Annotated in this window: 21 protein-coding genes; 13 read left to right on the top strand and 8 right to left on the bottom strand. The window is 51.3% G+C overall.

From position 1 onward, the window contains the following. The first annotated feature begins 38 nt into the window (after window positions 1-38). A complete protein-coding gene (locus GmarT_RS25995; protein ID WP_002644635.1) occupies window positions 39-1,139 on the top strand; it encodes an alkene reductase in 1,101 nt (366 codons plus the stop codon). A gap of 31 nt (window positions 1,140-1,170) precedes the next feature. Here GmarT_RS25995 and GmarT_RS25990 read toward each other — a convergent pair whose 3' ends face one another. Further along, entirely contained in the window at window positions 1,171-1,647 is a 477-nt protein-coding gene (locus tag GmarT_RS25990; protein WP_002644636.1) for a hypothetical protein, read from the bottom strand. A gap of 165 nt (window positions 1,648-1,812) precedes the next feature. Further along, on the bottom strand, window positions 1,813-2,775 hold the full coding sequence (locus GmarT_RS25985; protein ID WP_149303434.1) for a hypothetical protein: 963 nt from the start codon (window positions 2,773-2,775) through the stop codon (window positions 1,813-1,815). 565 nt (window positions 2,776-3,340) lie between these two features. Between GmarT_RS25985 and GmarT_RS30275 the strand changes: the two genes are divergently transcribed. Beyond that, window positions 3,341-3,475 carry a hypothetical protein gene (locus GmarT_RS30275; RefSeq protein ID WP_002644640.1) on the top strand — a complete coding sequence of 45 codons (135 nt, stop codon included), beginning with the start codon at window positions 3,341-3,343 and terminating at the stop codon, window positions 3,473-3,475. Window positions 3,476-3,511: 36 nt separating this feature from the next. Here the strand turns inward: GmarT_RS30275 and GmarT_RS25980 are convergent, their stop codons facing one another. From GmarT_RS25980 to GmarT_RS25970, 3 genes are read right to left on the bottom strand one after another with little or no spacing between them, the layout of a single operon-like run. Continuing rightward, complete coding sequence (locus tag GmarT_RS25980; protein ID WP_149303432.1) at window positions 3,512-4,519, bottom strand: hypothetical protein; 1,008 nt, start codon at window positions 4,517-4,519, stop codon at window positions 3,512-3,514. Window positions 4,520-4,524: 5 nt separating this feature from the next. Next, window positions 4,525-5,115: a leucine-rich repeat domain-containing protein gene (locus GmarT_RS25975; RefSeq protein ID WP_002644642.1), complete on the bottom strand. Its 591-nt coding sequence runs from the start codon at window positions 5,113-5,115 to the stop codon at window positions 4,525-4,527. Window positions 5,116-5,138: 23 nt separating this feature from the next. Then, window positions 5,139-6,509, bottom strand: a complete 1,371-nt coding sequence (locus GmarT_RS25970) for a DUF1501 domain-containing protein (protein ID WP_002644643.1) — start codon at window positions 6,507-6,509, stop codon at window positions 5,139-5,141. Between the two features lie 563 nt (window positions 6,510-7,072). Here GmarT_RS25970 and GmarT_RS25965 point away from each other — a divergent pair. The 5 genes from GmarT_RS25965 (at window position 7,073) to GmarT_RS25945 (ending at window position 14,778) form a co-directional block, all read left to right on the top strand. Beyond that, window positions 7,073-7,294 carry a hypothetical protein gene (locus tag GmarT_RS25965; RefSeq protein WP_002644644.1) on the top strand — a complete coding sequence of 74 codons (222 nt, stop codon included), beginning with the start codon at window positions 7,073-7,075 and terminating at the stop codon, window positions 7,292-7,294. Window positions 7,295-7,299: 5 nt separating this feature from the next. Further along, a complete protein-coding gene (locus GmarT_RS25960; RefSeq protein ID WP_002644645.1) occupies window positions 7,300-9,519 on the top strand; it encodes an ATP-binding protein in 2,220 nt (739 codons plus the stop codon). Window positions 9,520-9,990: 471 nt separating this feature from the next. Further along, window positions 9,991-11,076 carry a class I SAM-dependent methyltransferase gene (locus GmarT_RS25955; RefSeq protein ID WP_002644646.1) on the top strand — a complete coding sequence of 362 codons (1,086 nt, stop codon included), beginning with the start codon at window positions 9,991-9,993 and terminating at the stop codon, window positions 11,074-11,076. A 732-nt stretch (window positions 11,077-11,808) separates the two neighbouring features. Then, a complete protein-coding gene (locus GmarT_RS25950) occupies window positions 11,809-13,677 on the top strand; it encodes a 2-oxoacid:acceptor oxidoreductase subunit alpha (protein WP_002644648.1) in 1,869 nt (622 codons plus the stop codon). A 78-nt stretch (window positions 13,678-13,755) separates the two neighbouring features. After that, entirely contained in the window at window positions 13,756-14,778 is a 1,023-nt protein-coding gene (locus GmarT_RS25945; protein ID WP_002644649.1) for a 2-oxoacid:ferredoxin oxidoreductase subunit beta, read from the top strand. A gap of 104 nt (window positions 14,779-14,882) precedes the next feature. Here the strand turns inward: GmarT_RS25945 and dcd are convergent, their stop codons facing one another. Together dcd and nth are read right to left on the bottom strand one after the other, a co-directional pair. Beyond that, on the bottom strand, window positions 14,883-15,452 hold the full coding sequence (dcd, locus tag GmarT_RS25940; RefSeq protein WP_002644650.1) for a dCTP deaminase: 570 nt from the start codon (window positions 15,450-15,452) through the stop codon (window positions 14,883-14,885). Between the two features lie 138 nt (window positions 15,453-15,590). Then, window positions 15,591-16,292 (bottom strand): endonuclease III, encoded by a 702-nt coding sequence (gene nth / locus GmarT_RS25935; protein ID WP_081459396.1) that lies wholly within the window; start codon window positions 16,290-16,292, stop codon window positions 15,591-15,593. Window positions 16,293-16,426: 134 nt separating this feature from the next. Between nth and GmarT_RS25930 the strand changes: the two genes are divergently transcribed. Together GmarT_RS25930 and GmarT_RS25925 are read left to right on the top strand one after the other, a co-directional pair. After that, entirely contained in the window at window positions 16,427-17,134 is a 708-nt protein-coding gene (locus GmarT_RS25930) for an LON peptidase substrate-binding domain-containing protein (protein WP_002644652.1), read from the top strand. Window positions 17,135-17,247: 113 nt separating this feature from the next. Continuing rightward, window positions 17,248-18,843, top strand: a complete 1,596-nt coding sequence (locus GmarT_RS25925) for a sulfatase family protein (RefSeq protein ID WP_002644653.1) — start codon at window positions 17,248-17,250, stop codon at window positions 18,841-18,843. A gap of 9 nt (window positions 18,844-18,852) precedes the next feature. Here GmarT_RS25925 and GmarT_RS25920 read toward each other — a convergent pair whose 3' ends face one another. After that, a complete protein-coding gene (locus tag GmarT_RS25920) occupies window positions 18,853-19,275 on the bottom strand; it encodes an anti-sigma factor (RefSeq protein ID WP_002644654.1) in 423 nt (140 codons plus the stop codon). A gap of 470 nt (window positions 19,276-19,745) precedes the next feature. Between GmarT_RS25920 and GmarT_RS25915 the strand changes: the two genes are divergently transcribed. The 4 genes from GmarT_RS25915 (at window position 19,746) to GmarT_RS25900 (ending at window position 23,849) form a co-directional block, all read left to right on the top strand. After that, on the top strand, window positions 19,746-20,588 hold the full coding sequence (locus GmarT_RS25915; RefSeq protein WP_002644655.1) for a transketolase: 843 nt from the start codon (window positions 19,746-19,748) through the stop codon (window positions 20,586-20,588). 116 nt (window positions 20,589-20,704) lie between these two features. Then, complete coding sequence (locus GmarT_RS25910; RefSeq protein ID WP_002644656.1) at window positions 20,705-21,658, top strand: transketolase family protein; 954 nt, start codon at window positions 20,705-20,707, stop codon at window positions 21,656-21,658. 99 nt (window positions 21,659-21,757) lie between these two features. Then, a complete protein-coding gene (locus GmarT_RS25905) occupies window positions 21,758-22,714 on the top strand; it encodes a GNAT family N-acetyltransferase (protein ID WP_002644657.1) in 957 nt (318 codons plus the stop codon). 178 nt (window positions 22,715-22,892) lie between these two features. Next, window positions 22,893-23,849, top strand: coding sequence for an ornithine cyclodeaminase family protein (locus tag GmarT_RS25900; RefSeq protein ID WP_002644658.1), 957 nt, complete (start codon window positions 22,893-22,895; stop codon window positions 23,847-23,849). Window positions 23,850-23,851 lie beyond the last annotated feature (2 nt).

The raw sequence follows: 23,851 nt of genomic DNA, 5'->3' as shown, positions 1-23,851 counted from the left end.
CGCTCCCGCTTAGTTGACTTGTCACGAAGGAATTTTTCATGGACCTGGCTGCACCCCATCTATTTTCGCCTGTCACCATTGGCGATCTCACACTGCCCAACCGAATCGCCATGGCACCCCTGACGCGGTCCCGTGCTGGAACAGAGCGGATCCCCAAACCGATTATGGCGGAATACTATGCGCAGCGTGCTGCCGCCGGCCTGATTGTTTCGGAAGCAACAACAATCTCCCCGCAGGCGAATGGCTGGAATGAAAGTCCCGGCATCTACACGGACGAAATGGAAGCCGCCTGGAAACAGATTCCCGCCGCCGTCCATGAGCAGGGGGGGAAAATCTTTCTGCAACTCTGGCACTGTGGACGGGCCTCGCATCCCAGTTTCCATAACGGGGAAAAGCACGTTGCGCCCTCAGCCATTGCCATCGACGCGGAATATATTCATACGCCTGAAGGCAAAGAACCGCACGAAGTCCCCCGCGCACTGGAGACGAGTGAGCTGCCGGCTGTTGTCGCCGATTACAGACAGGCGGCCGAACGGGCGAAACGGGCCGGCTTTGATGGCATCGAAGTCCACTCTGCCAACGGTTATCTGCTGGACACGTTTTTGCAGTCGAAAACCAACCACCGCGATGACGCGTATGGCGGCAGCGTGGAGAACCGGTATCGTCTGCTGGGCGAAGTCGTCTCGGCGGTGACCGAAGTCTGGCCGGCAAACCGTGTAGGCGTGCGGCTTTCCCCCAATGGAAATTTCAACGACATGGGGTCCCCCGACTATCGCGAGCAGTTTACGTATGTTGCCTCTCAACTGGATCAGTTCGGCCTGGCGTATCTGCACGTCATGGATGGCCTGGGTTTCGGCTTTCACGAACTGGGTGAGCCGATGACATTAGCCGAGTTTCGTAAGGTCTTTCACCACCCTTTGATCGGCAACTGCGGTTACACACAGGAATCAGCCGAAGCAGCCATCGCCGCCGGTGATGCCGACATGATCGCTTTCGGCCGTCCCTTTATCAGCAACCCGGATCTGGTCCACCGGTTCGCGGAAGGCCTGGAACTCGCGCCTGAAGCCGAAATGCAGGACTGGTACAGCCCCAACGGTGCCAAAGGTTATACCGATTTCCCAGTCGCAGAAGAGGCGTAAATCGCTTCACGCTTCAATATTATTGAACCGCTCAATCTGCCACGATGTCATAGATTGAGCAGGGGGGCATGATATTGGATTCGCAATCCTCTAAAATTGTCTTACGCAGATCGGCTTGACTGGTTTTGATGACCGCTTCAATCTGATCCATGTCACTAAAGGCAATGCAGAGCCGGGAAATATTGTAGTTCTCGAACAGCGACTCGATGAGTAACAGGATCAGCTCAAGACGATCCCGGCTGCGAAGTGGCAAGTCAATGTCTGCTTCCGGCGCAAAGTCCAGACCGTCAACCAGGTAAGTCGCGTTTTTGCTGCGCGGATAGTCTGAAACCAGAAATACCAGCGCTGACTCACTCGGCTGATGGCTGTCAGGAAAGTTATATAGTTCGCTCGGATCCATCAGAGATACACCCAGGCCGGAACTGTTTTCCAGCCGGGACACCAGTTCCTGATGGGACACATCAGGCTGTTGATCGAACTCAGCAAAACCAGGAATCGTGTTGGACATCGTGAAACGTCTTAGTGAGTTTTATTGTTGTCAGATCAATCTGAAAAAATTTAACGTAATGACTCGCTGCTACAGGTTAATCTCAATCTCAAGGGATATCGGGAGCAGTAGACATAAATTGAATCTGCACCGGCTGTAATCTCTGCACGGTAGACCATACCTGGTTCATTTCTGGTTTTCTGCTTCAGTGGCTTTGGCTTTTATTTTATTTCGTTCCTCAGCAAAACCAAAGCGCGAGTTTCCCTTAAAGCTAAATTGTCCCTTAGCGGCACCGTCATTTAAGACGAGATCGAACTTCAACTCCCACTCGCTACTGCGTACGATTTGCGATTGCGGGTCAAAGTAAAAGACGCCGGTCGAAGTTCGTTTTTTTATTTTGACAGGCAGTTGTTGAAAAGATCTGAGCAAATGCATTTTTAACTCAACATCAAATTGTTCCCATTGTTTGTTTTCCCGTTTTACGGGACCTGCATAGCGGGGTATGAACTCAATTTTTATTGTGCCCAATCCGCCGGCTTGACCAAAATAGGATTGACCCCAGAAGTCTCCCTTTTGCAATGGTTCCTCAGGAAAAGGAATCAACCCGCCATAGAATAAGGAATTCAATCCTTTAGCAGTCAACAATGCGGTGAGCGACTGAGAATTCGGTAACGTTTCCAGTTTCGTCATCAAAATTTTGTCATAGCTCACATCTTTGACCACGCCACGTGCATCAACCAGACATTCCAGTTTAAATTCCGTGATAATCGCAGAAAACATTTTGGCAGTTAGTTTATAAATCTCATTCTGCTCTGCTTCATCGATTTTTTTCGACGAATCGTAATCGAACTCCATTTCCGGAATGGTACTGTGGGCGCGAACTCCCACCAGAGAAACTTTCAGTTTGGTCAGATTCTGATCCCCGGTTCGATCAAGTACCAGGATTTCAAAATCGAGTGTGGACCCTCCGGCGGCTTTCACGACAGCATCCCCCTGAGGCACAGTGAAGTTGGTTTCGAACATAGACGACCAGAAATATTTTTTACCCGGCTCAAATTTCCAGCGGAACTGTTTTTCCTGCTGTCGCAACGGAGCATCTTCTTTTGTCTCCGACGAATTATTGCTCGACTGCTCATCTGCTGCTCGCACGGAAGACGAGTCAATGCTGAACCAGAGGATGAGAACGAAGCATAAGAAACACAGGGAGTGGGGGATTTTGTATTTGATCATGATGTTCCAACTGTCTGTAAACAGATATTCTCAATATGGATCAGTCTGGAATCGCGCGAGGCATGGATTACTTTTCATTATAACTGCGGCGGTCCATCCGTGTCTAACACGTGGTTATTTTTCTCCACTTTTTGAGATCCTTCTGGTGTCGATATCCAGGCATCGCTACCGATCGACTCACTTTTCAATCGCCAACATGGAATCGACACAGACGTTTTCTGCGAGGAGCCCTGTTTTCAATATTTGATTCACTTCAGCTTCACACACTGAAAGGAGACTCGTAAAATAGCAGACTGTTTCAACGAGTATCCCTGCTGCGATCTGGTGACGGGAGAGAAGCATGAGCTTTGAAGATGAACTGCAGGCACGCTTTGAGACACACGAAATTTCTCAAAATCACAGGTTGACCCGGGAACGTTTGCTGGTAGCCCAGACAGTCGCCTGACAGCCGGACGAGTTTACCGCCGAGGAACTGGTTGAAGCGATGCAAGCGCAGCAGGCAGAGCAGAGGCGCTGTGCGCGGGCAACCATCTACCGCACCCTGTACATGCTGGTCGAACTGAGCATGTTGTTACAGCGCGACACTTTGAATTTCGTCTATCGGAAAAATGTGGATTGAGACGGAGAGGTCTGACCAGGTAATCAATCTTAATTATCATTTATCCAGTTTCATCGTCACAAAACGCCAGTCTCTCTCCACGAGATTGAAAGTGTGATCGTGTTCGGAAAACCAGATCGTGGTTGGCTCTGTGATGTCCGGGTTTTTGATGATCTGAATTTCCTGGCTGGAAACATTAAGCAGTTTAACACCAACGCCGGCTTCTGCGATCATCAGCACCTCTGGTTGTGTTGGATGCCAGCGGATACAGGTGTGAATCCACTGCTCGGTTTTTTGAATGGGGATGCGTGCGATGACTTCTTCAAGGTCTGAAACACGCCGTATGGTTACTGATTCATATTCGTCGACCGCGAGCAGATTATCATCGTGCGACAAAACGCAGTTGGTTACACCTCCTTCCACTCGAATCGTTTTGCGCACATCAGTATCCAGGTCAATGTGTATGACTTCTTTAGACGCACAGCCGACAATGATCGTGTTGCTTTTGCGGGCGATACACAAGCTCTTTGGCGTCCATTCGAATTCGTAGTTCTTCCCGAGTTCAAGTGTTTTGCCGTTGTATCGAATCAGGCGAACATTTCCTCCCCATCCCATATCCTGGACGCCGTCATGTCCTGCGGCGATGATGGTGCATTCAGAGAAATCCCGGGAACTTTTAATGCCACAGGCAAAGACAACCCCCCCAATGGCTTTCACTGGAGCCAGATCAGTCTCTGGGAAGTGAATCCGACCCTCTAAATCACCAACGATGACTTTCACGGGCGAATCGCGGTGTATCCCCAGAGAAAATAACCGCGTTTCCGAAGCGTACAAAATCGTTGACTCTGAATAGTTCTGGCCTTTGAATTCATAAAGCTTTCGATTTCCAACGGCCAGTAAGGTTTCAGGCGCGATATACTCTGCATTGAAGCATGATCTGGTAACACCTGATAACAGATATCTGGGTTTCATGATCTGCCAGGCAATGAAGCTACAGAGACAGACAAGCGTGATCCCTGCCAGGATTAAAAACTTGCGGAAACGGGGTGAGCGAGTCGAAGCCATTTTGCTCACAGGCCTGCAGGTAAAGAGGACGGCGTTGGGTAAATTTCAATTTCCGGTAGTTCTCTGTGTAGTTTTTCGATTGCCTCAAGGGTGAATCTGGTATCTCCGAGTTCCAGTTCTTCCAGATTTTTCCAGGATTTAATGATAGAGATACTTTTATCTGAAACGCTGGATCCTGCCAGATTGACTTTTTTGAGAGTGGCGGCACCGTACAGGTGGTTTAAGTATGTGTCTTCAATCGGTGCCGCATACAGGTTGAGCACTTCGAGTTTTGGGCACTGACTGAGTGAGGAGAGACACTGGCCGCGAAGTGATGTGTAAATGGCATGGAATTCACGCAGTTCCACAAACGGCGAGAAATCGGGTAGATCCGCATCCGCGAGATCGCGTTCAGAGAGATCAATGGCGATCAGTTGTCTCTGCGCATTGAACGACAATTCGGCTTTCAACTGCTGCAGTTGTTTGAGGGAGGCCTCTTTGGAGGAATGCTGCGGCGTTTCAGAACTGCAGGAGAGCAGACCTGCGATGAGCAAACTTGACAGAAAACCCAGGCAAGTCAGTTTGAATGCATTCCGGGAAATCATACGGTTCAACATGGCACATTCCGTTTTGCAAAACCTCACGCAATAATTTCGGGCACGAGTCGGGCTTCGGGGACAACCGTGTGTGGGCGGTTGAGTGTGTCGTAGATCAGATGCTGGTGGTCGATGCCCAGCAGGCGATACATGGTGGCGACGATGTCGCCGGGGGAGACGGGGCTGTGCGTGGGAACCGCGCCCGAGCGGTCGCTGGCACCCAGGACGAAGCCGGGCTTGATCCCTCCACCGGCCAGCATGATTGAATAACATGAGTTCCAGTGGTCGCGGCCGGCATTGTTGTTGATCTTCGGGGTGCGTCCGAAATCGCCCAGCACGGCAACCAGCGTGCGCTGTAACATTCCCCGTTCGGCGAGGTCGGCGATCAGACTGCTGCAGGCGGCGTCGAACTGAGGCAGCAGCTCGTTTTTCAGTTTGTTGAAGTTCTGACCGTGAGTGTCCCAGGTGGCGTTCGCATCCGGTGCCCAGGACATGGTGACGACGCGCGTGTTGGCTTCAATCAGTCGTCGCGCCAGCAGCACACTCTGTCCGTAGATGTTGCGGCCGTAGCGGTCTCGGACGCTGTCGGGTTCTTCGCTCAGTTTAAATGCTTTCTGGGCATTGTTGGACGTTAACAGATCGAAGGCCTGTCTCTGGAAATCGTTCATCGAGGCCAGCGTCTGATTCGAATCGAGATTCAGCCCCTGGTCGAGCGCAGAAAGCAGACTCCGACGATCGTTCATACGCTCCATCGCCAGACCGTCCGGCAGTGCCAGATTGCGTACATGAAAATTCGGTTGATTCGGATCATCGAGTACCCAGAACGGATCGTAGGTCGCCCCCATGAAGCCGGCTAGAAAACCGGGCTGCAGTGGGCCGGCAGCACCTTCCTTGGTTTTGTAGGGAAGTGAGATATAAGGCAGCGAACCGTGGGGCGTCGGTCGCAGTTTGGCGAGCACAGCGCCCGGGCAGGGGTGATCATCGGGTTTCGCGCCGCCCCCCTGTTCGCCGCGATCGTGCCCGGTGAGCGCCGCATAGACGGCAGCGGCATGTGAATTATTGACGCTGTGATTCATCGAACGAATCACAGTCGTGTGATGCATCTGTTGTGCCAGCAGCGGCAGATGTTCGCAGACCTGCACCCCCTCCAGCGAACTGGCGATGGGATTGAATTCGCCGCGAATTTCGATCGGACCGGAGGGCTTCATGTCCCACATGTCAAGATGGCTGGGGCCGCCGTTCAGAAACAGGATGATGCAGGCATCTGCTTTCGCCGCGGGACCATTCACCGGGCCTGCGGCGCGCGACGCTTGTGATGCCAGCAGTTGAGGCAGGGTAAGACCGGCGGTACCCAGTGCGCCCACGCGTAACAATTCGCGGCGTGATAGACGACGGTCTGAAAATCTGCCTGGCATACGCGATCTCCTGTTTCTCAGAGAGTTGACAGGTAAAACATTCTGTCCTTTTGAAGCACGGGTACTTGAAGCATCGACTGGCCATCATTTTAACAGCGCAGATGACATCTCGTCCATCGATATATAAAAATTCATTGATTTATTCAGGTCCAAGACTGCGGATCTAACTGACAATGGAACCTCCATTAATTCGATAAGCTGGAACGCATCACATTTATCCGGAGCGTCTCTCAATCTAATCTACCCTGTTTAAATGGCCCGGGAGACGCTGCAGGAAAACTGGACACAGTCGATCAACAGGATCACCTGAGGATCCGAATCGGGAGGGTGAGTTATAGGGTGTAAACTTACACAGGGGGCTGGTTGAAAGGTTTAACAACGATACGCGATTCACACGCAGGAAATGCCTCTGTTATGTTGAATTTTCTCCCCCGATGTCTTCTCCAGGCAGACTGTATGTTTGATAGAGAGTCTACAAAAGAATGAACGATTATCAGGTTCTACAGGAATAGCCTGATGCGCAAGTGTCATCAGGATCGCACGCTTTAAAAGAGAGAACATTCATGACAGGAGTCGCGACTACTGCCATCATTCACTGCATGATGGCTCAGGAAGTGACGAAGATGAATATTGACAGTTTGCCCGAATTGAATGATTATCGTGGCACGCAGGTTTGTCTCGTTGCACTGGAACAGTCTTCTTCCAGTGATAAAAACAGTGGCAGTGATCCAAAACTCCAATTTCGAAAAGGGGGGAACCAATTCAAACGCCATCTGATCCAATAGAATACATGCGACAATGTATTAGTAAACTCGACGCGTCAATCGCTTCTGAGTTGAACACGGCGCTGGACGCAGTGTGTGCCGGTTTTTCCCCTCAGCAATCGGAACAAGATCAACGTGTGCAACCCCATTTGAACGCGTTTGGTGAAATCCTGGAGCACTCCCTGAACGAAATCTATGTCGTTGAGGTCGAGACCTTCCGCTTTGTGCATGTAAATCATGGAGCACTGGCAAATATCGGTTATACACTGGCAGAACTCCAGGAGATGAGTCCGCTGGAGATTACCCCTGAGCATACCCCTGCCTCTATTGAACGTCTGCTGGCGCCGCTGTTGAATGGAACTGTTAAACATATTGAGTTTGAAACCGTTCATCGCCGCAAAGACGGTTCCTTATATCCAGTTGAATTACATATTCAACTGGCAAAGCTTGGTGAGCGTTCCGTATTTGTTGCTATAGTGCTCGACATCTCAGAGCGTAAACGAGAAGCAGCTCTGACACTCAGTCGAAATCAGGTTTACAAGCAGTTGGCCTCATCCGTACCTCTGGAAAAAGTGTTGGAAACGATCGTATTGGGCGTTGAGTCATACAGTCCTGAAATGATCTGCTCAATTCTTCTGCTCGATGAGTCTGGCCAGTACCTGCAGCCCGGTGTCGCTCCCAGTCTTCCTGGATACTACATCGAGGCAACAAGTCCATTCAAAATCGGCCCTGCAAAGGGATCCTGTGGTACGGCAGCATTTCACAATCGTCCCGTGTTTATCGACAATGTGCTGGAGCATCGAAATTGGGAGCCGATGAGAGAGTTAGTGAAACGCACGGGATTGAAAGCCTGCTGGTCAGTTCCGATTCGTTCTCGCAGAGGTAAGGTACTGGGGACACTTGCCATGTATTACCAGTCCCACAAGTTACCAGAATTAGCTGAACGTGAACTGATTGAGACCACTGCCTACCTTGCGGGGATTGTTATCGAACGATTTCAGGCGATCTCGCAGTTACAACAGGCGAAAGAGGCTGCCGAAGCGGCCAACCGTTCCAAGTCTGAGTTTCTTGCCAATATGAGCCATGAAATTCGAACCCCCATGACGGCCATTCTGGGATTCACAGATATCCTGATCAATGATCTGAACCAGACGGAAGAGATCGAAGTCGTACGGACGATTCACCAGAATGGAGAATACCTGCTGGGTCTCATCAACGATATTTTAGATTTATCGAAGATCGAAGACGGTAAATTAGACGTTGAATGGCTTGACTGCTCTCCTCACGAAATTGTGAACGATGTGATTTCTTTATTGCAGGTGCGAGCCGTGGCAAAGGGCATTCCCCTGGAAGTCAACTTTGAGGGTCCTGTTCCTGAATTAATTCACACTGACCCGGCGCGGCTGCGCCAGATCCTGATCAATCTGATCGGAAATGCCATCAAATTCACAGAACACGGATCAGTTCAACTCGTGATTCGCCTCGTCAGTAATCAGCAGAGCGATCAACAAAAACTTCACTTCGATGTCTTCGACACAGGCATTGGCATCGCAGCAGAACAGATTGAAAATCTCTTTTTGCCGTTCACACAGGCAGATAGCTCAACTACGCGGCAGTATGGGGGCACTGGTCTTGGCCTTGCCATCTGCAAACGCCTGGTGGAACTCCTCGGAGGGACCATTCAGGTCTCCAGCACGGTAGGAAAGGGGAGCACTTTTTCGGTCATTATTCCGGTGGGGGAAGTAGATCCTACGCGACTGATTGATGGCAATGGAATATCCATTGCTGACAAGAGGGAGGCCACATCGAGTGATGTTCCGAAAATTTCACTCGAAAACAGCCGTCTGTTACTTGTCGAAGATGGGCCGGATAACCAGCGTCTGATTCGTTTCATGTTGAAGAGCGCCGGAGCAGAAGTCACACTGGCTGAAAACGGGCAAATCGCGTTAGATCTGGTGGCGAAAGCAGAATCGGAACAGTCTCCCTTTGATGTGATTCTCATGGATATGCAAATGCCGGTACTGGATGGGTATGCCGCAACGAGACAATTACGAAACGAGGGATATGCTCGTCCCATCATTGCGTTAACCGCACATGCGATGGCAACAGATCGCGAGAAATGTATCGAGAGTGGATGTGATGATTATGCAATCAAGCCAATTGACCGACTAAATCTGATTGAGCTGATTGCTCACTATACTTCTCAAGGTGGGCTTCTTAGAGGCAACTCTGACCCGGTAGCGTAAATACAATGCCCTTTTCTTAGGAAATCAAGGTCATCCTGCTGACGCTGATTCGATTGCCAGGTCTTACTTCGCGTTCAGGACTGCTCATGCAGATTGTTTGAGAGCAATGCTTTTAGAACGCGTCCCGTTTCACCATAGCGCCTCTCGATCTGATATGCTCGATCGGAATGAACCTGGAGAGGCTACCTCCCACCGGGCATCAGTCGAACAGACTGTGACTCGATTCCAGCACTTGACGAGTCGTTGGAACAGTTCCAACCCTCTAATTCCTGGCTGTTTACGTCGAATTTCTCAGTACGGGTCTGATGAATCTTGAGATGGTTCGGCGGATCATTTCTTTTTTTTCAAAAAAACAGGTAACATGCGGGCGACTTCTTCGCTCAGTAATTTAGCCGCGGGGTTGTCGGGCTTCCCGCGGACTGGAAATCAGAACAAATACAATTAACGGAATCTGAAAGAAAGGGATTCACAATGTGTAACAACTGTAATCTGAATATTGACGCGGAGCGGACAGACGAGTTCGGCCAGAAACTGCTGCAGATCGTCAATCATAGTGCGCTGTCATTCATGCTCTCCATCGGTCATCGGGCCCGGCTGTTTGACATCATGAGTGAGATGGAGCACGCCACCAGCGAGGCCATCGCAGAGCAGTCCGGTCTGAATGAACGCTATGTCCGCGAGTGGCTGGGGGCGATGGTCACCGGTGGGATTGTCGAATATGACCCGGTATTAAAGACCTGTTTTCTCCCCGCCGAGCATGCCGCGTTGCTGACGCGAGCCGCCGGTTCCAATAATTTTGCGACGACAATGCAGTGGTTTTCCGTGCTCGGCTCGGTGGAAGATCGGATCGTCGACTGTTTCAGTGAAGGGGGCGGGGTCCCTTATTCGGAGTTCGCCCGTTTCCACGAAGTGATGGCGGAAGAGAGTTATAATTCGGTTGTGTGTGGTCTGTTCGAGCATATTCTGCCACTGGTTCCCGGACTCGAAGACAAACTGAAAGCCGGCATTGAAGTCCTGGATATTGGCTGTGGCAGCGGACTGGCATTGATCGAAATGGCAGCCGCGTTTCCCCAAAGTCGCTTTACCGGCTTTGATATCTCGGAAGAATCGATCGGCAGGGCCCAGGCGTCCGCGGTGAAACGAGGCGTGACCAACGTGACTTTCCAGGTGCAGGATGTTTCCGAGATGAATATGACCGATGCGTTTGATCTGATTACCGCCTTCGATGTGATTCACGATCAGGCCAAACCGGACCAGGTTCTTCGCGAAGTGAATGCGGCACTGAAGCCGGGCGGCACCTTCCTGATGCAGGATATCGCCGCTTCCAGCAATGTGGAGCAGAACATCACCAATCCACTGGGGCCGATGTTCTATACCATTTCGACCATGCACTGCATGACCGTCTCTCTGGCCCAGGGGGGCGCAGGGCTGGGAACCTGCTGGGGTAAAGAACTGGCCTGTTCAATGCTGGAAGAAGCGGGCTTCAATAATATTGATGTTCAGGAGCTGCCTCACGATATTATGAATTATTTTTACACAATGACGAAAATGAGTTGAACAGGTTGTTGTGAACCGTGTCTCTACAGGGAGTGGGAACCGTATGTTTCTACTCCCTGTTTTCATTGTACTTAGGGCAAATACTTTCGCGGACCTTCATCTGGAATCAGCCGGAGAATTAAAATAGGATATCGGGGTTTAATTTCAGTTGGATGACAGAACAGGCTGCCTATAATTTGATATGAGTACAGGTCTGATCCATCTCATGAGAGAAAATCTGAAGAATCAGCAAAGAATGTGATGTTTAAGGCCTTTCCAAGTGTTGAATATAGTGCAAAAATGCCGATTATAAGGAATAAATCTGTTACGTTGAGTTTGCCGTTCAAAGGAGTGATGGTAAGCAGGCCGTGATGGAAAGCGCGGATGTCTGGAGCTGGAACTTCAATGCTCGCAAGGGATTGAAAGGAATCGCCCGACAGACGAAATGATGCATGTAAATTGTGAAAACCAAGTGTGGCCTACTCCTGCGTCTTTCCCTCCTTTTGCGGGGTCTGAAGCAATTCAGTCCCGAACCATGTCTGAGAGAGCACATCGCGTTTTCCACGGTTTCAACTTTTCAGTGATGAAGTGTCTGGTTTTTCGTAATCGAAAAACAGGACCAGACCAGCGAACCCGTCTTTTAATCGAGCGGCAGTCGCGATCACCGGGGAGACAGACCATTAAAAATATTTTTTCATTCAACTGAGACTGTACCGCCTGAACTCAGGCGACTACCGGGGAGTAAACAAAAGAATGTCGACCACTGATGTGTCTGGTGCTAATGGCAAGATCAGCGAACAACTGGATGCTGTTGTAATTCGTTTTTGTGGAGATAGTGGCGATGGAATGCAGCTGGCCGGCACGCAGTTCACGAATGTGTCCGCTGTCTTTGGTAACGATGTCAGTACACTGCCTGACTTTCCCGCAGAAATCCGCGCACCTGCCGGTACGCTGGGCGGAGTCAGTGGATTCCAGATCTGCTTCTCCAGCTCAGACATTTACACTCCCGGTGATGAAGTCGATACGTTAATCGCCATGAACCCGGCGGCGTTGAAAACCAACGTAGCCGATCTCAAGCGGGGCGGAACACTGATCGTCAACGAAGACGCATTCGAGAAATCGAACCTGTCCAAAGCCGGTTACGACAGTAACCCGCTGGACGATGAAGAATCTCTGGCCGCCTACCAGCTGCAGAAAGTGCCGATGACCAGTTTGACGCGCGACGCCGTCGCCGAACTGGGACTTTCGCCACGAGAAGCAGAACGCTGCAAAAACTTTTTCGCGATGGGGCTGGTGTACTGGCTCTATCAGCGCGATGCGACCCCGACTGAAGAGTGGGTCAAAAGCAAGTTCGCAAAAAAACCGGAACTGGTCGAAGCGAACCTCAAAGCCTTACACGCCGGCTATAATTACGGCATTACTACCGAAGCGATTACCGTGCATTACCGCGTTGATCCCGCGGATCTGCCTGCCGGTAATTACCGCAAGGTGACCGGTAACGAAGCACTGGCATTCGGTTTTGTGACGGCAGCCAAACTGGCCGGCAAGCAGTTGTTCTACGGCGGTTACCCGATCACTCCCGCCAGCGATATTCTGCACGAGCTTTCCAAACTGAAAAATTTCAACGTGGTCACTTTCCAGGCAGAAGATGAAATCGCTGCGATTACCAGCGTCGTTGGTGCCTCTTTTGCCGGCGATCTGGCGATTACTGCCAGCAGTGGTCCCGGAATCGCTCTCAAAGGTGAAGGTATGGGACTGGCAGCGATTATGGAATTGCCGCTGGTCGTAGTTGATGTCCAGCGCGGCGGACCCAGCACGGGGCTGCCCACCAAGACAGAACAGTCGGACCTGTATATGTGCATGTTCGGCCGCAACGGTGACTGCCCGATGCCTCTCATCGCTCCTGCGACACCGGCAGACTGCTTCGAGATGGCTCAGGAAGCACTGCGAATCGCGGTGGAATTCATGACTCCCGTGCTCTTGCTCAGTGACGGTTATATTGCCAACGGTGCCGAGCCCTGGAAGATTCCGGATGTCTCGTCACTCAAACCAATTCCGATCGTCCAGGAAAATACACAGACGAATGGGGAATTCATGCCCTACCTGCGGAATGAAAAGAAAACCCGTCCCTGGGTCATTCCTGGTACACCGGGTTGCGAACACCGCGTGGGTGGTCTGGAAAAATCAGACGTGACAGGTAATGTGAATTACTCTCCCGAAAACCATCAGTTTATGACCACACTCCGGGCAGAAAAAATTGCCGGGATTGCAGACTTTATTCCCGAACAGACCGTCGAAGGTCCTGAGTCGGGAGACCTGCTGGTGATCAGCTGGGGGGGAACTTACGGGGCGGTTCGCACTGCGGTCAAACAGTCGGTTCAGGAAGGTCTGTCGGTGGCGCACGCCCATATTCGCTACCTGAATCCGTTCCCGAAAAATCTGGGCGATCTGATCAAGAAATATAAGAAGGTCCTGATTCCCGAGCTGAATACCGGACAATTACGGATGATCATTCGTGGTACCTACCTGGCTGATGCTGTCGGCCTGAATAAAGTCCAGGGGAAACCGTTCCTGATCAGTGAAGTGAAAGACAAAATCAGAGAGATGATCAAAGAGAGCTGATCTCAACGGATGTCATCTGATCTGATACCTTTATAAACCAGTTTAAAAACGAGTTATTGCGTTTAAGGATAGTTAAAAATGAGCGTTGATGTCACACTGCCTGTCCTCTCGCCAAAAGATTTTGCCAGCGATCAGGAAATCCGCTGGTGCCCACGCTGTGGCGATTACTCTATTCTCGCCCAGATGAAAAAAGTCCTGCCGACTCTGGGTATCCCCAAAGAGAAGTTCGTGTTCGTTTCCGGAATTGGCTGCTCCAGCCGTTTCCCGTACTACATGGATACCTACGGGATGCACAGTATTCACGGTCGGGCTCCTGCGATTGCCACCGGCGTCAAACTGGCGAATCCGGATCTGCAGGTCTGGGTGATCACCGGTGATGGCGATTCGCTGTCGATCGGCGGGAATCACTTCATGCACGTACTGCGGCGTAACGTGGATCTGAAAGTGATCATGTTCAACAACCAGATTTATGGTTTAACCAAAGGTCAGTACTCACCCACCAGTCCTACCGGGACCAAAACGAAAAGTACACCTTTTGGTTCGGTGGATCGGCCTTTGAACCCGCTGTCGGTGGCCATCGGTGCCCGGGCGACATTCGCGGCCCGATCGGTTGATGTGGATATCAAACACCTCTGTTACGTTCTCGAACGGGCAGCACAACACAAAGGATCTGCCTTTGTGGAAGTCTATCAGGACTGTAATGTCTTTAACTCGGGTGCGTTTGAATTTGCTTCCAAGAAGGACCAGAAAGCAGAAAACGTGATTTACCTTGAGCATGGTAAGCCCTTGATCTTTGGAAAAAATCGCGATAAAGGCGTTCGTCTCAACAGTCACGACCAGCCGGAAGTGGTCGAACTGGGCAAAGGGGTCACGGAAGACGATCTGCTGTTCCACGATGAAAAGTCAGAAGACATGAACCTGGCGTTTCTGCTGGCCAGCATGCGGTATCCGGAAATGCCCGAACCCATGGGGGTCTTCCGCTGTGTCGAACATCCTACCTACAACGACGCCGTCTACAACCAGGTGGAATCCGCCACCGAACGTAACGGTGATGGGGATCTGGAAGCTCTGTTCAACACCGGTGATACCTGGACCGTGTAAACGGCACAGATCGAAAATAAAAAAAGGCGTTACAGTGAATTCTGTAACGCCTTTTTTATATTGATCACAGCTGAATCTCAGTGGAAACAGATCACGGTGAGGCTTTACTGTGATGCTTCTTCGCCAAACGAAAGTCGCATCTGGCGAGACTCGGCCGGGTCAAGTTCTTTGAACAGCAGGCTGGGTTGAATGCCTTTATTGTTCTGGTACTTGTCGCTGTTATATTCGACGATTTCACCGATGGGCGTGTTATAAATAATCTGACAGATGGCGACGCCGGCGTAAATACGAACCGGCTGGGCCACCGTGATTTCCAGGGTCCAGTAACCACAGAACCCGATATCACCCACGCCGGCAGTAGCGTGTACGGAAATTCCCAGACGTCCGATCGACGAGCGTCCTTCGAGGAGTGGCACCAGGTTATGGGTTTCGGTTCGTTCCACGGTCCGTCCCAGGTAGAGTTGCCCGGGATAGAGCACCATCCCTTCTTCCGGAATCACATATTTCCCCAGGCGATTCGGGCGGGCCATGTCCAGCACGATTTCCTCGTAGACCATCAACTCGTTATGCAGGCAGAGGTTATAGCTGTTCGGGTTCAGATATTTTTCGTGATAAGGTTCAATGACAATATCTGTTCCCAGGCGTGCTTTGATTTCTTTCCCGGTCAGGATCATTGGCTTCTCATTATGGTGAAGGTTGGATGTAGACGCTGCATACTGGAACCATAAACCGACGCGAACCGGCTTTCAACGGTTTGGACGGGTGTTTTCGGAAACAGAGCCAAGTACCAGGAATCCACCGGTGAAAAGCGTTCACTCCGTGAGCGGCTTCAAGCCGATCCGCGGGCAGATTTTGAGCAGGCTGCATTCCGTACAGCGCGGTTTGCGGGCCACGCAGGTGGCACGGCCGTGTAGAATGACCCGATGGGAAAAGGCGATCCATTCTTTTTTCGGCAGGACTTCCATCAGGTCGCGTTCAATGATCTCCGGGTTTTTACTGGTGGTCAGCCCGAAGATATTGCAGATGCGTTTGACGTGCGTATCAACGACCACGCCACTGGGAATTCCGAATGCAGTTCCGAGAACCACATTGGCTGTTTTACGGCCGACACCCGGTAATGCCACCAGTTCTTTGAGCGTGCGGGGAATCTCGCCTGCATATTGTTCCGTGACAGCCAAAGCCATCTTGCGAATGTTGGTCGCTTTGGCGCGGAAAAAGCCAAGCGGGTACACAATCTTTTCAACATCGGCCTGTTTACTGGTCGACAGTTTTTCCGCCGTCGGATATTTCTTGAACAGAGTCGGCGTAGTTGCATTCACGCGTTCGTCAGTGCATTGTGCGGAGAGAATGGTCGCGACGAGCAGCTGAAACGGCGAATCATGAATCAGCGCGCACTCCGGTTCCGGGAACAGTCGAGCCAGTCCCCTCGCGATTTTGCGGGCATGTTTCTTTTTGTCATCAAGTGAGTCGCTATAACCGGAACCTGCTGCAATCTGCGAATTATTTTTAGCCATATTCTGCGTGACAATTCCCAAAATGAAGTGCTACTCTCACTGACATGTTTTCATCAGCCAGCTGAGTTTGATAAATGAACTTAGTATGGGGGACTCAGAATGGTTTTTCAATGTACGGGGTTGGAATATAAATAATGGTAGCAGACAACGCAGTGATCGAGCAGCAGTTAAAGACCATCTCCGGAATGGTTCCTGTATTGAATCTGGAAGATTACGTTCTCCTGCCGCATGCTGTCATTCCACTCCGCTTTACCGCCCCCGCTGACTGCCAGTTGATCGACGATGCTCTGAATGCCCATGGATTCATTGCCGTCGATCTTAAGCAGACGTGCCCTGCTGCGGGAACCGAACTTTCAACGGAATCCGGAATTCGAACCGTGTGCGTCGCTTCCATTCTGGCGCCGTACCAATTGCAGTCAGGAGCCCGTTCGATTCTGCTGCAGGGATTATGCCGCGCACAGATGGTTGTCTTGCAGAATTCAGAGCTGCCTTATCAGAAAACATTGCTGGATCTGAAAACAGATTATTATGCTGACCAGCCTGTCATTCACCGCGAACATCGTCAGTTGGAACTGCTGGAACTCTATTCCCGCCTCTATATGGATCACGCTTCCAATCCGATGTATTATCACCAGTTGCATCGCGAAGTCAGTCTGGGGACTCTTTGTGATACCCTTGCGGGGACGATCAGGCTGGAACCTGCCCTGGGGCAGATGCTCCTGCATGAACAGGATGTCGACCTTCGCAGTGATCTGCTGTTGAGCTTTTTTAAGAACAGGCTCCGCGAACGGCAGCAGAGCCCCGCGACACAAGCACTTTCAACTGACTTCAGTTGTAACTGAATTCCGCAAGCCTTTCTTTCTTGAGGCAGCTTCTCCGGTCGCGTAAGATAAAAGTTCAATCTTACTGACGTCACTGCTTCCACACTGGATGGCACAACCGGAGAACAGCTGAAATGAAAAACCGCTTGATCGCTGTATTATGGCTATTCCTGTTCGGAATGCTCTGCACGGACGTTGTCAGAGCGGATTCAGAAGCGTCAGCAAAGAAACGTCCGAACATACTGTTCTGTATCGCCGACGATGCCTCATTCCCGCACATGGGCGCGTACGGTTGTTCCTGGGTCAAAACGCCCGGCTTTGATCGAGTCGCGCGGGAAGGCCTGCTCTTCAACAACGCGTATACGCCGAATGCCAAGTGTGCGCCTTCACGGGCCTGTATTCTGACCGGTCGCAATTCCTGGCAGCTGAAAGAAGCCGGCAATCACATGGCGTTTTTTCCACCGGAGTTTAAAACCTATGTCGAATCTCTGGCAGACAATGGTTATGCCGTGGGGAAGACAGCGAAAGGCTGGGCTCCTGGAGTTGCCGTCGATGCGAACGGCAAACGCCGCGACCTGGCAGGACCCGCGTTCAATCAGAAAAAGACCAGGCCCCCCGCCAGCGGAATTTCACCCATCGATTACGCTGCCAACTTCGAACTGTTTCTTAAGCAGAGCGCCGTAGAAAAACCGTGGTGTTTCTGGTATGGCGGATTTGAACCGCATCGGGGTTATGAATACGGGGCGGGTATTAAGAAAGCCGGTAAGAAAATTACCGATATTGATCGCGTTCCCGCTTACTGGCCTGATAACGAAACCATTCGCACGGACATGCTCGATTATGCCTACGAGATTGAATACTTCGACCAGCATCTGGTGCGCATGCTGAATCTGCTGGAGCAGCGGGGCGAACTGGATAATACGCTGGTGGTCGTGACCGCCGATAACGGGATGCCGTTCCCCCGCGTGAAGGGACAGGAGTATGAACGTTCCAATCATCTGCCGCTGGCCATCATGTGGAAGCAGGGCATTCCTACCGGTAACCGGGTGATCGAAGATTATGTCAGTTTCATTGATTTCGCGCCGACATTTCTGGAAGCCGCCGGCCTGACCACAGAAGCTGCGGGCATGCAGCCGATCACCGGACGCAGTCTTTCGGATATTTTCCAGTCAGAAAAATCGGGCATGGTCAATCCAGAACGCGACCATGTTTTAATCGGTAAAGAACGCCATGACATCGGCAGACCCCATGATCAGGGTTATCCGATTCGGGGCATCGTCAAGCAGGGGATGCTTTATCTCAAAAATGACGAACCCGGACGCTGGCCCGCCGGGAATCCCGAAACCGGTTATCTCAACTGCGATGGCAGCCCGACCAAATCGGTCATACTGCAACTGCGTCGCGACGGGAAACAGGCAGACTTCTGGGAATGGGCATTTGGCAGACGTCCGGCTGAGGAACTGTATGCCATCAGTGAAGATCCGGAGTGTATGCGGAACCTGGCAGCACTGCCCGCCCATCAGGGGGTGAAGAATTCACTGAAAAAACAGTTGCAGGACGAATTGACGGCACAAAAAGATCCGCGGGTGCTGGGGAATGGTTCGATCTTCGAGAAGTATGAATACTCCGATCCTCGAACACGTCATTTTTATGAACGCTTTATGCAGGGCGAGAAAATCAAAGCAGGCTGGGTCAATGAAACGGACTTTGAGTCGCAAGCGCTTGACTGACGGCGCTGGTTAGTGGTCGTCTTTGTCGGCGGAGAGATAACCGGCGGAAGACTGGAAGTATTTCTGGCGACGTCGATTGGAATCCTGTGAGGCTGCGGAGAGTCCCGCTTTCAGATCTTCCAGATTTGCCTGGCAGTAGCGGCAGCCGGTCTCCGTTAAATGGAATTCAATAAATTCGTGATACGCGGGAGGCAGTGTTTCGAGGAGATAGCCTCCCAGCTGACTGCGCGAAGGGCAGCTCAACCGATTTCGCCTCCAGATCTCTCCCACCGAATGCACGCCATCATTCCTCTGACGTGACAGCGACGCGAGGCGAACCCGCAATGAATCTGAGCTGCGGAGTGTGGCTTCGACCTGTGACATCAGATCTACCGACAGATTTTCATCCAGATAAGCCAGCAGTTCCTGGTCTGTAAACGGTTTTTCTGACATGACTTGAGAGCCTCACTCCTGACAGAATCTGTGATGTTTTGGCTGAGAGAACAATTTCTATTATGCGTGAACGGCCCCACGCTTTAAAGGTGATTTGTGTAAACAATTGGGTAATTCTGAGAAAATCGAGAGAGGGTTTGCTCCGTTTGAAAGATCGGGGAGGGTTTTGTGAATTTATCAAAAAATCGGGTCAGGTAAGCCCTTTTTCCAGATCGTCAAACCGGTTTCTCCTGCCGGAATGGTTGTCGCTGACAGCTTTGCTCGTTAGCATACGCTTAATACATCGACGCGCTTAAGTTGCGCCTGGTGGCGCGTGAATACTGTCGCCGCTCAAATCTACGGTTACCCGGTTTCGGCACCGCACTTCTTCAGTGATGTACAATCAGTTCGTCATATTACAAACTGAAGGAAGTAAATCGGTTGGGAGCGGGGCGCTTTTTTGTCTGTCTTGAAGAATTGAAGGAATCACAGTGGCTGCTCAAGCAAATGCCTTATCATTAGAAGAGTTGAAGGAAAAAGGTAAAGTCCTTCGTCGTCTGATCATCCGTATGACCACTGAGGCCGGAAGTGGACATCCCAGCAGCAGCCTGTCTGCTGTGGAAGTTGTGAACGCACTCTGGTTTGGTGGTTTCATGAAATACGATCCCGAAAATCCGAACTGGGAAGCCCGCGATCGTTTCATTCTGAGTAAAGGCCACGCGGTTCCCGTGCTGTACGCAGCCATGGCAGAAGCCGGTTACTTCTCGGAAGAGGATGTGATGACCCTTCGTAAACTGGGCAGCCCGTTTGAAGGTCACCCCAATATGAAACGTCTGCCCGGTATTGAAGCCTCAACGGGTTCACTGGGACAGGGACTTTCCCTGGGAATCGGACAGGCCCTCGGCGCACGCCTGAACGACAACGGTTCGAACGTTTTCGTTGTCATCGGCGACGGGGAAATGGGCGAAGGTCAGGTCTGGGAAGCATTGGCAGCGGCTGAAAAATACAAGCTGGGCAACCTGACTGCGATCATCGATCAGAACGGATATCAGCAGACCGGCGCGACTCACGATGTACTTGATCTGGGTTCCTTTGAAGAAAAAATCTCTGCTTTTGGCTGGTATACACAGACAATTGAAGGCAACGACCAGGCAGCGGTTGTCGAAGCCCTGGAAAATGCGGCCAAAGTCACAGACCGTCCCAAAGCTATTATTTCAAAGACAAAAAAAGGGTATGGAATTCTTCCCGTCCTGGAAGAAACTGGCGATGTGAACTATCACGGTAAGCCGCTTTCACCGGAACTGGCAGAAAAAGCTCTGGCGTTTCTTGCTTAGAACCCCTGCCGGCAGGTGGCCTCGAACGGAAACCGTTCCAGGCATTTGAACACCGCTGGAGGATCGAATCAAATAACATCTAAAGTTAACACATACAAAAAAAGAGACTGATCATTATGTATTTAGGCGAACAGAGTGGATTGAAAATCGGACAAGCCACCCGCGATGCGTTTGGTGATGCATTAAAAGAACTGGGTGATAAATTTCCGGGAGTTGTGACGGTAGACGGCGATGTCGGGAACTCAACCCGAACAGAAGTGTTTGCCCAGGCCTATCCGGAACGGGCCTTCAATGTCGGAATTGCAGAAAGCAACATGGTCAGTGTGGCCGGCGGTCTGGCTTCTACGGGGCATATCCCGGTGGTTGCCAGCTTCGCTGCATTCCTACTGTGTAATGCATACGACCAGATCAGAATGTCGATTTCATTTCCCAACATGAACGTCAAACTGGTAGGAACCCATGCCGGTATTTCTATCGGCGAAGATGGTCCTTCCCAGATGGGTATCGAAGATGTCTCACTGGCCTGCAGTCTGCCGGGCATGGTTGTGATTGTCACCGCTGACGCCGTTTCCACCAAAGCGGCAACCGCTGCCATGCTGGAATACGAGGGGCCTGTTTACCTGCGTCTGGGACGTCCCAAAGTATCTGAAATTTATTCCGCTGGAGATACCTTCGAGATCGGTAAAGCCAATACCGTTCGTGAAGGTGACGATGTGACGATTATCGCCAACGGTCTGATGGTCGCCGGTGCGATTGATGCTGCGACAAAACTGTCTGAAGAAGGCGTCAGTGTACGTGTCATCGACATGCATACCGTGAAACCACTGGATGTGGAAGCCGTTCAGAAAGCCGCGCATGAAACCGGCGCGATTGTCGTTGCTGAAGAACACCTCGCTCATGGTGGATTGGGATCTGCAGTCGCAATGGCAGTTTCGCAGACCAATCCGGTTCCCATGGCTTACGTTAATGTGGGTGACTGTTTCGCAGAAAGTGGAGATCCCCAGGGTCTGCTGGACAAATACGGTCTGACTGTTGCTGCGATTGTTGAAGCGGTCAAAAAAGTAAAATAAGGAATCACAGGCCCTCTTGGGATTTCACAAGGGGGCCTTTCTATTCCTGTATCAGAGTTTCTGATTCTAAGTCCCGTTCACATTTTGTGAGAGAACTTTGTGACTGAGTTTCGCGCGTTTCATAATACCGACCCACCACAGCTGCTGAGATTATGGCATGCTGCAGGACTGGGTAGAGGAGCCGCGGAATGTCTCAGCAACGATGCCTTCGAAGTTCTGATTTTCTCACAACCCTACTTCGATCCTGAAGGGTTGATCGTTGCAGAAGAGAATGGCGAACGGGTCGGGTTTATTCTTGGCGGTTTTGGAGCCAATGAGGAAGGATCTGCGCTGGACTATACCAAGGGCGTGATCTGTGCAGTCATTGTGCACCCGGATTACCGTCGCCGTGGAATCGGTCGCGAACTGGTGCGACGCGCAGTAGAATACCTCAAATCCAAAGGAGCGACCGAGATTACTGCGGGACCTTCCGGGCAGCGATCCCCGTATCTGGTGGGCCTGTATGGGGGCACCCGTCCTTCCGGTTTTCTCCTCTCTGATCCGCTGGCGGCTCCCTTCTTCGAAAGCCTGGGTTTTGAATCAATCGGTTCAACCCGCATCTACCAGCGCGATCTGCTCGGCCAGAAACCGCCGATCAAATTTCACCTGGTCACAATCCGTCGGAAAATGCAGTTGAATATTTCCGATGATTACCAGGCGCCCAACTGGTGGTGGCTCACCCGACTGGGACGACTCGAAACGCTGCATTTTGAACTCGCTTCCAAAACTGGTGAGCCGGCTGTCGCTTCTGCCACCATCATTGGCCTGGATCTCTATATCCCCAAATGGGAAGAACGTGTAATCGGACTGACCGACGTGTTTGTGAACGAAGCGGAACGCGGCAAAGGGTATGGCCAGTCATTACTGCTGGAAATCGCCCGTCGACTGCAGGATGAACTGATCACCAAGCTCGAACTGCATGTCGACGAAACCAATACGGTTGCCTGGAATGTCGCAGAGGCAGTTGGCTACTATCAGGTTGATACTGGTATTGTATATCAACTGATTTCACGTTAGCGTGTAATAGGATAGTGATGTCGCCTTTGGCAGACGGCATCAGTATTGTGGGACAGTGTTTTCAGAACGCATCCACAATGATCCATAGCGTCACTCGATCATTTAGAGGCGGGCCGGATGATCCTGCAGACGCGACAGCAAAACTGGACACAGGCTACACTTGCAAAGGTAACCTTACATGGCGGCACTGTATATCACCGAAGACGACGTTCGCTCTCTGATGGACATGGAGAAATCCATATTGATCACACACAAGGTCTTCAAGGAACTGGCCGCCGGTCGAGCAAACAATGAGCCTCGACAACGGGTCAAAGCTCCCGGAATCATGTTACATACCATGTCTGCCGCCAGTGAATATCTGGGGTATGTCGGCTGGAAAGCCTATACGACCACCAGGGATGCTGCCCAGTTCCACGTTGCCATCTACGATCAGGAGACCGGCGAAATGCGGGCTTTGATCGAAGGAGATTTTCTCGGCCAGCTCCGCACCGGCGCTGCCAGTGGAGTGGCAACTGAATATATGGCGCGACCCGATTCCAAAGTCGTTGGACTGTTTGGCACCGGTCTGCAGGCACGCACACAATTGCAGGCCATCTGTTTGACCCGAAAAATTGAATTCGTGTCAGTCTACTCGCGCAACTTCGAGCATTGCAGCAAGTTTGCAGAAGAAATGACCGAGTTGTGTGATGTCGAAGTCACCGCTTCACACTCACCCGATGAAACCGCGGCGGAAAAAGATATTGTCATCTGTGCCACCAGCAGTAAAACCCCACTGTTTGACGGGCGTGTGCTTGATGAAGGGACGCATCTCAATGTGATCGGATCCAATCATCGCTCGCGACGGGAAATTGACCGTACAACCATTAAACGGGCCGACGTGATTGTCTGCGATGATATTGAACAATGCAAAATCGAAGCAGGCGACTTTATGCAGCCTGTCGACGAAGGCATTACCGACTGGCGGTTGATGCATAACCTGTGTGAGATTGTCGCTGAACGCGAAACCGGCCGGGCTACCGATGATCAGGTCACACTGTTTAAATCCGTCGGCCTGGCGGTCGAAGATATCGCCATGGGCGTCAAAGTGTATGAACTGGCCCTGGAGGAAGGGCTGGGCGTTGACTTGCCGTTTTAAAA

The sequence above is a fragment of the Gimesia maris genome (assembly GCF_008298035.1).
In the GTDB taxonomy this organism is placed as follows: Bacteria; Planctomycetota; Planctomycetia; order Planctomycetales; family Planctomycetaceae; genus Gimesia; species Gimesia maris.
Note: the sequence above shows the minus strand (reverse complement) of the source record. Positions and strands in the feature narration are given on the sequence as shown.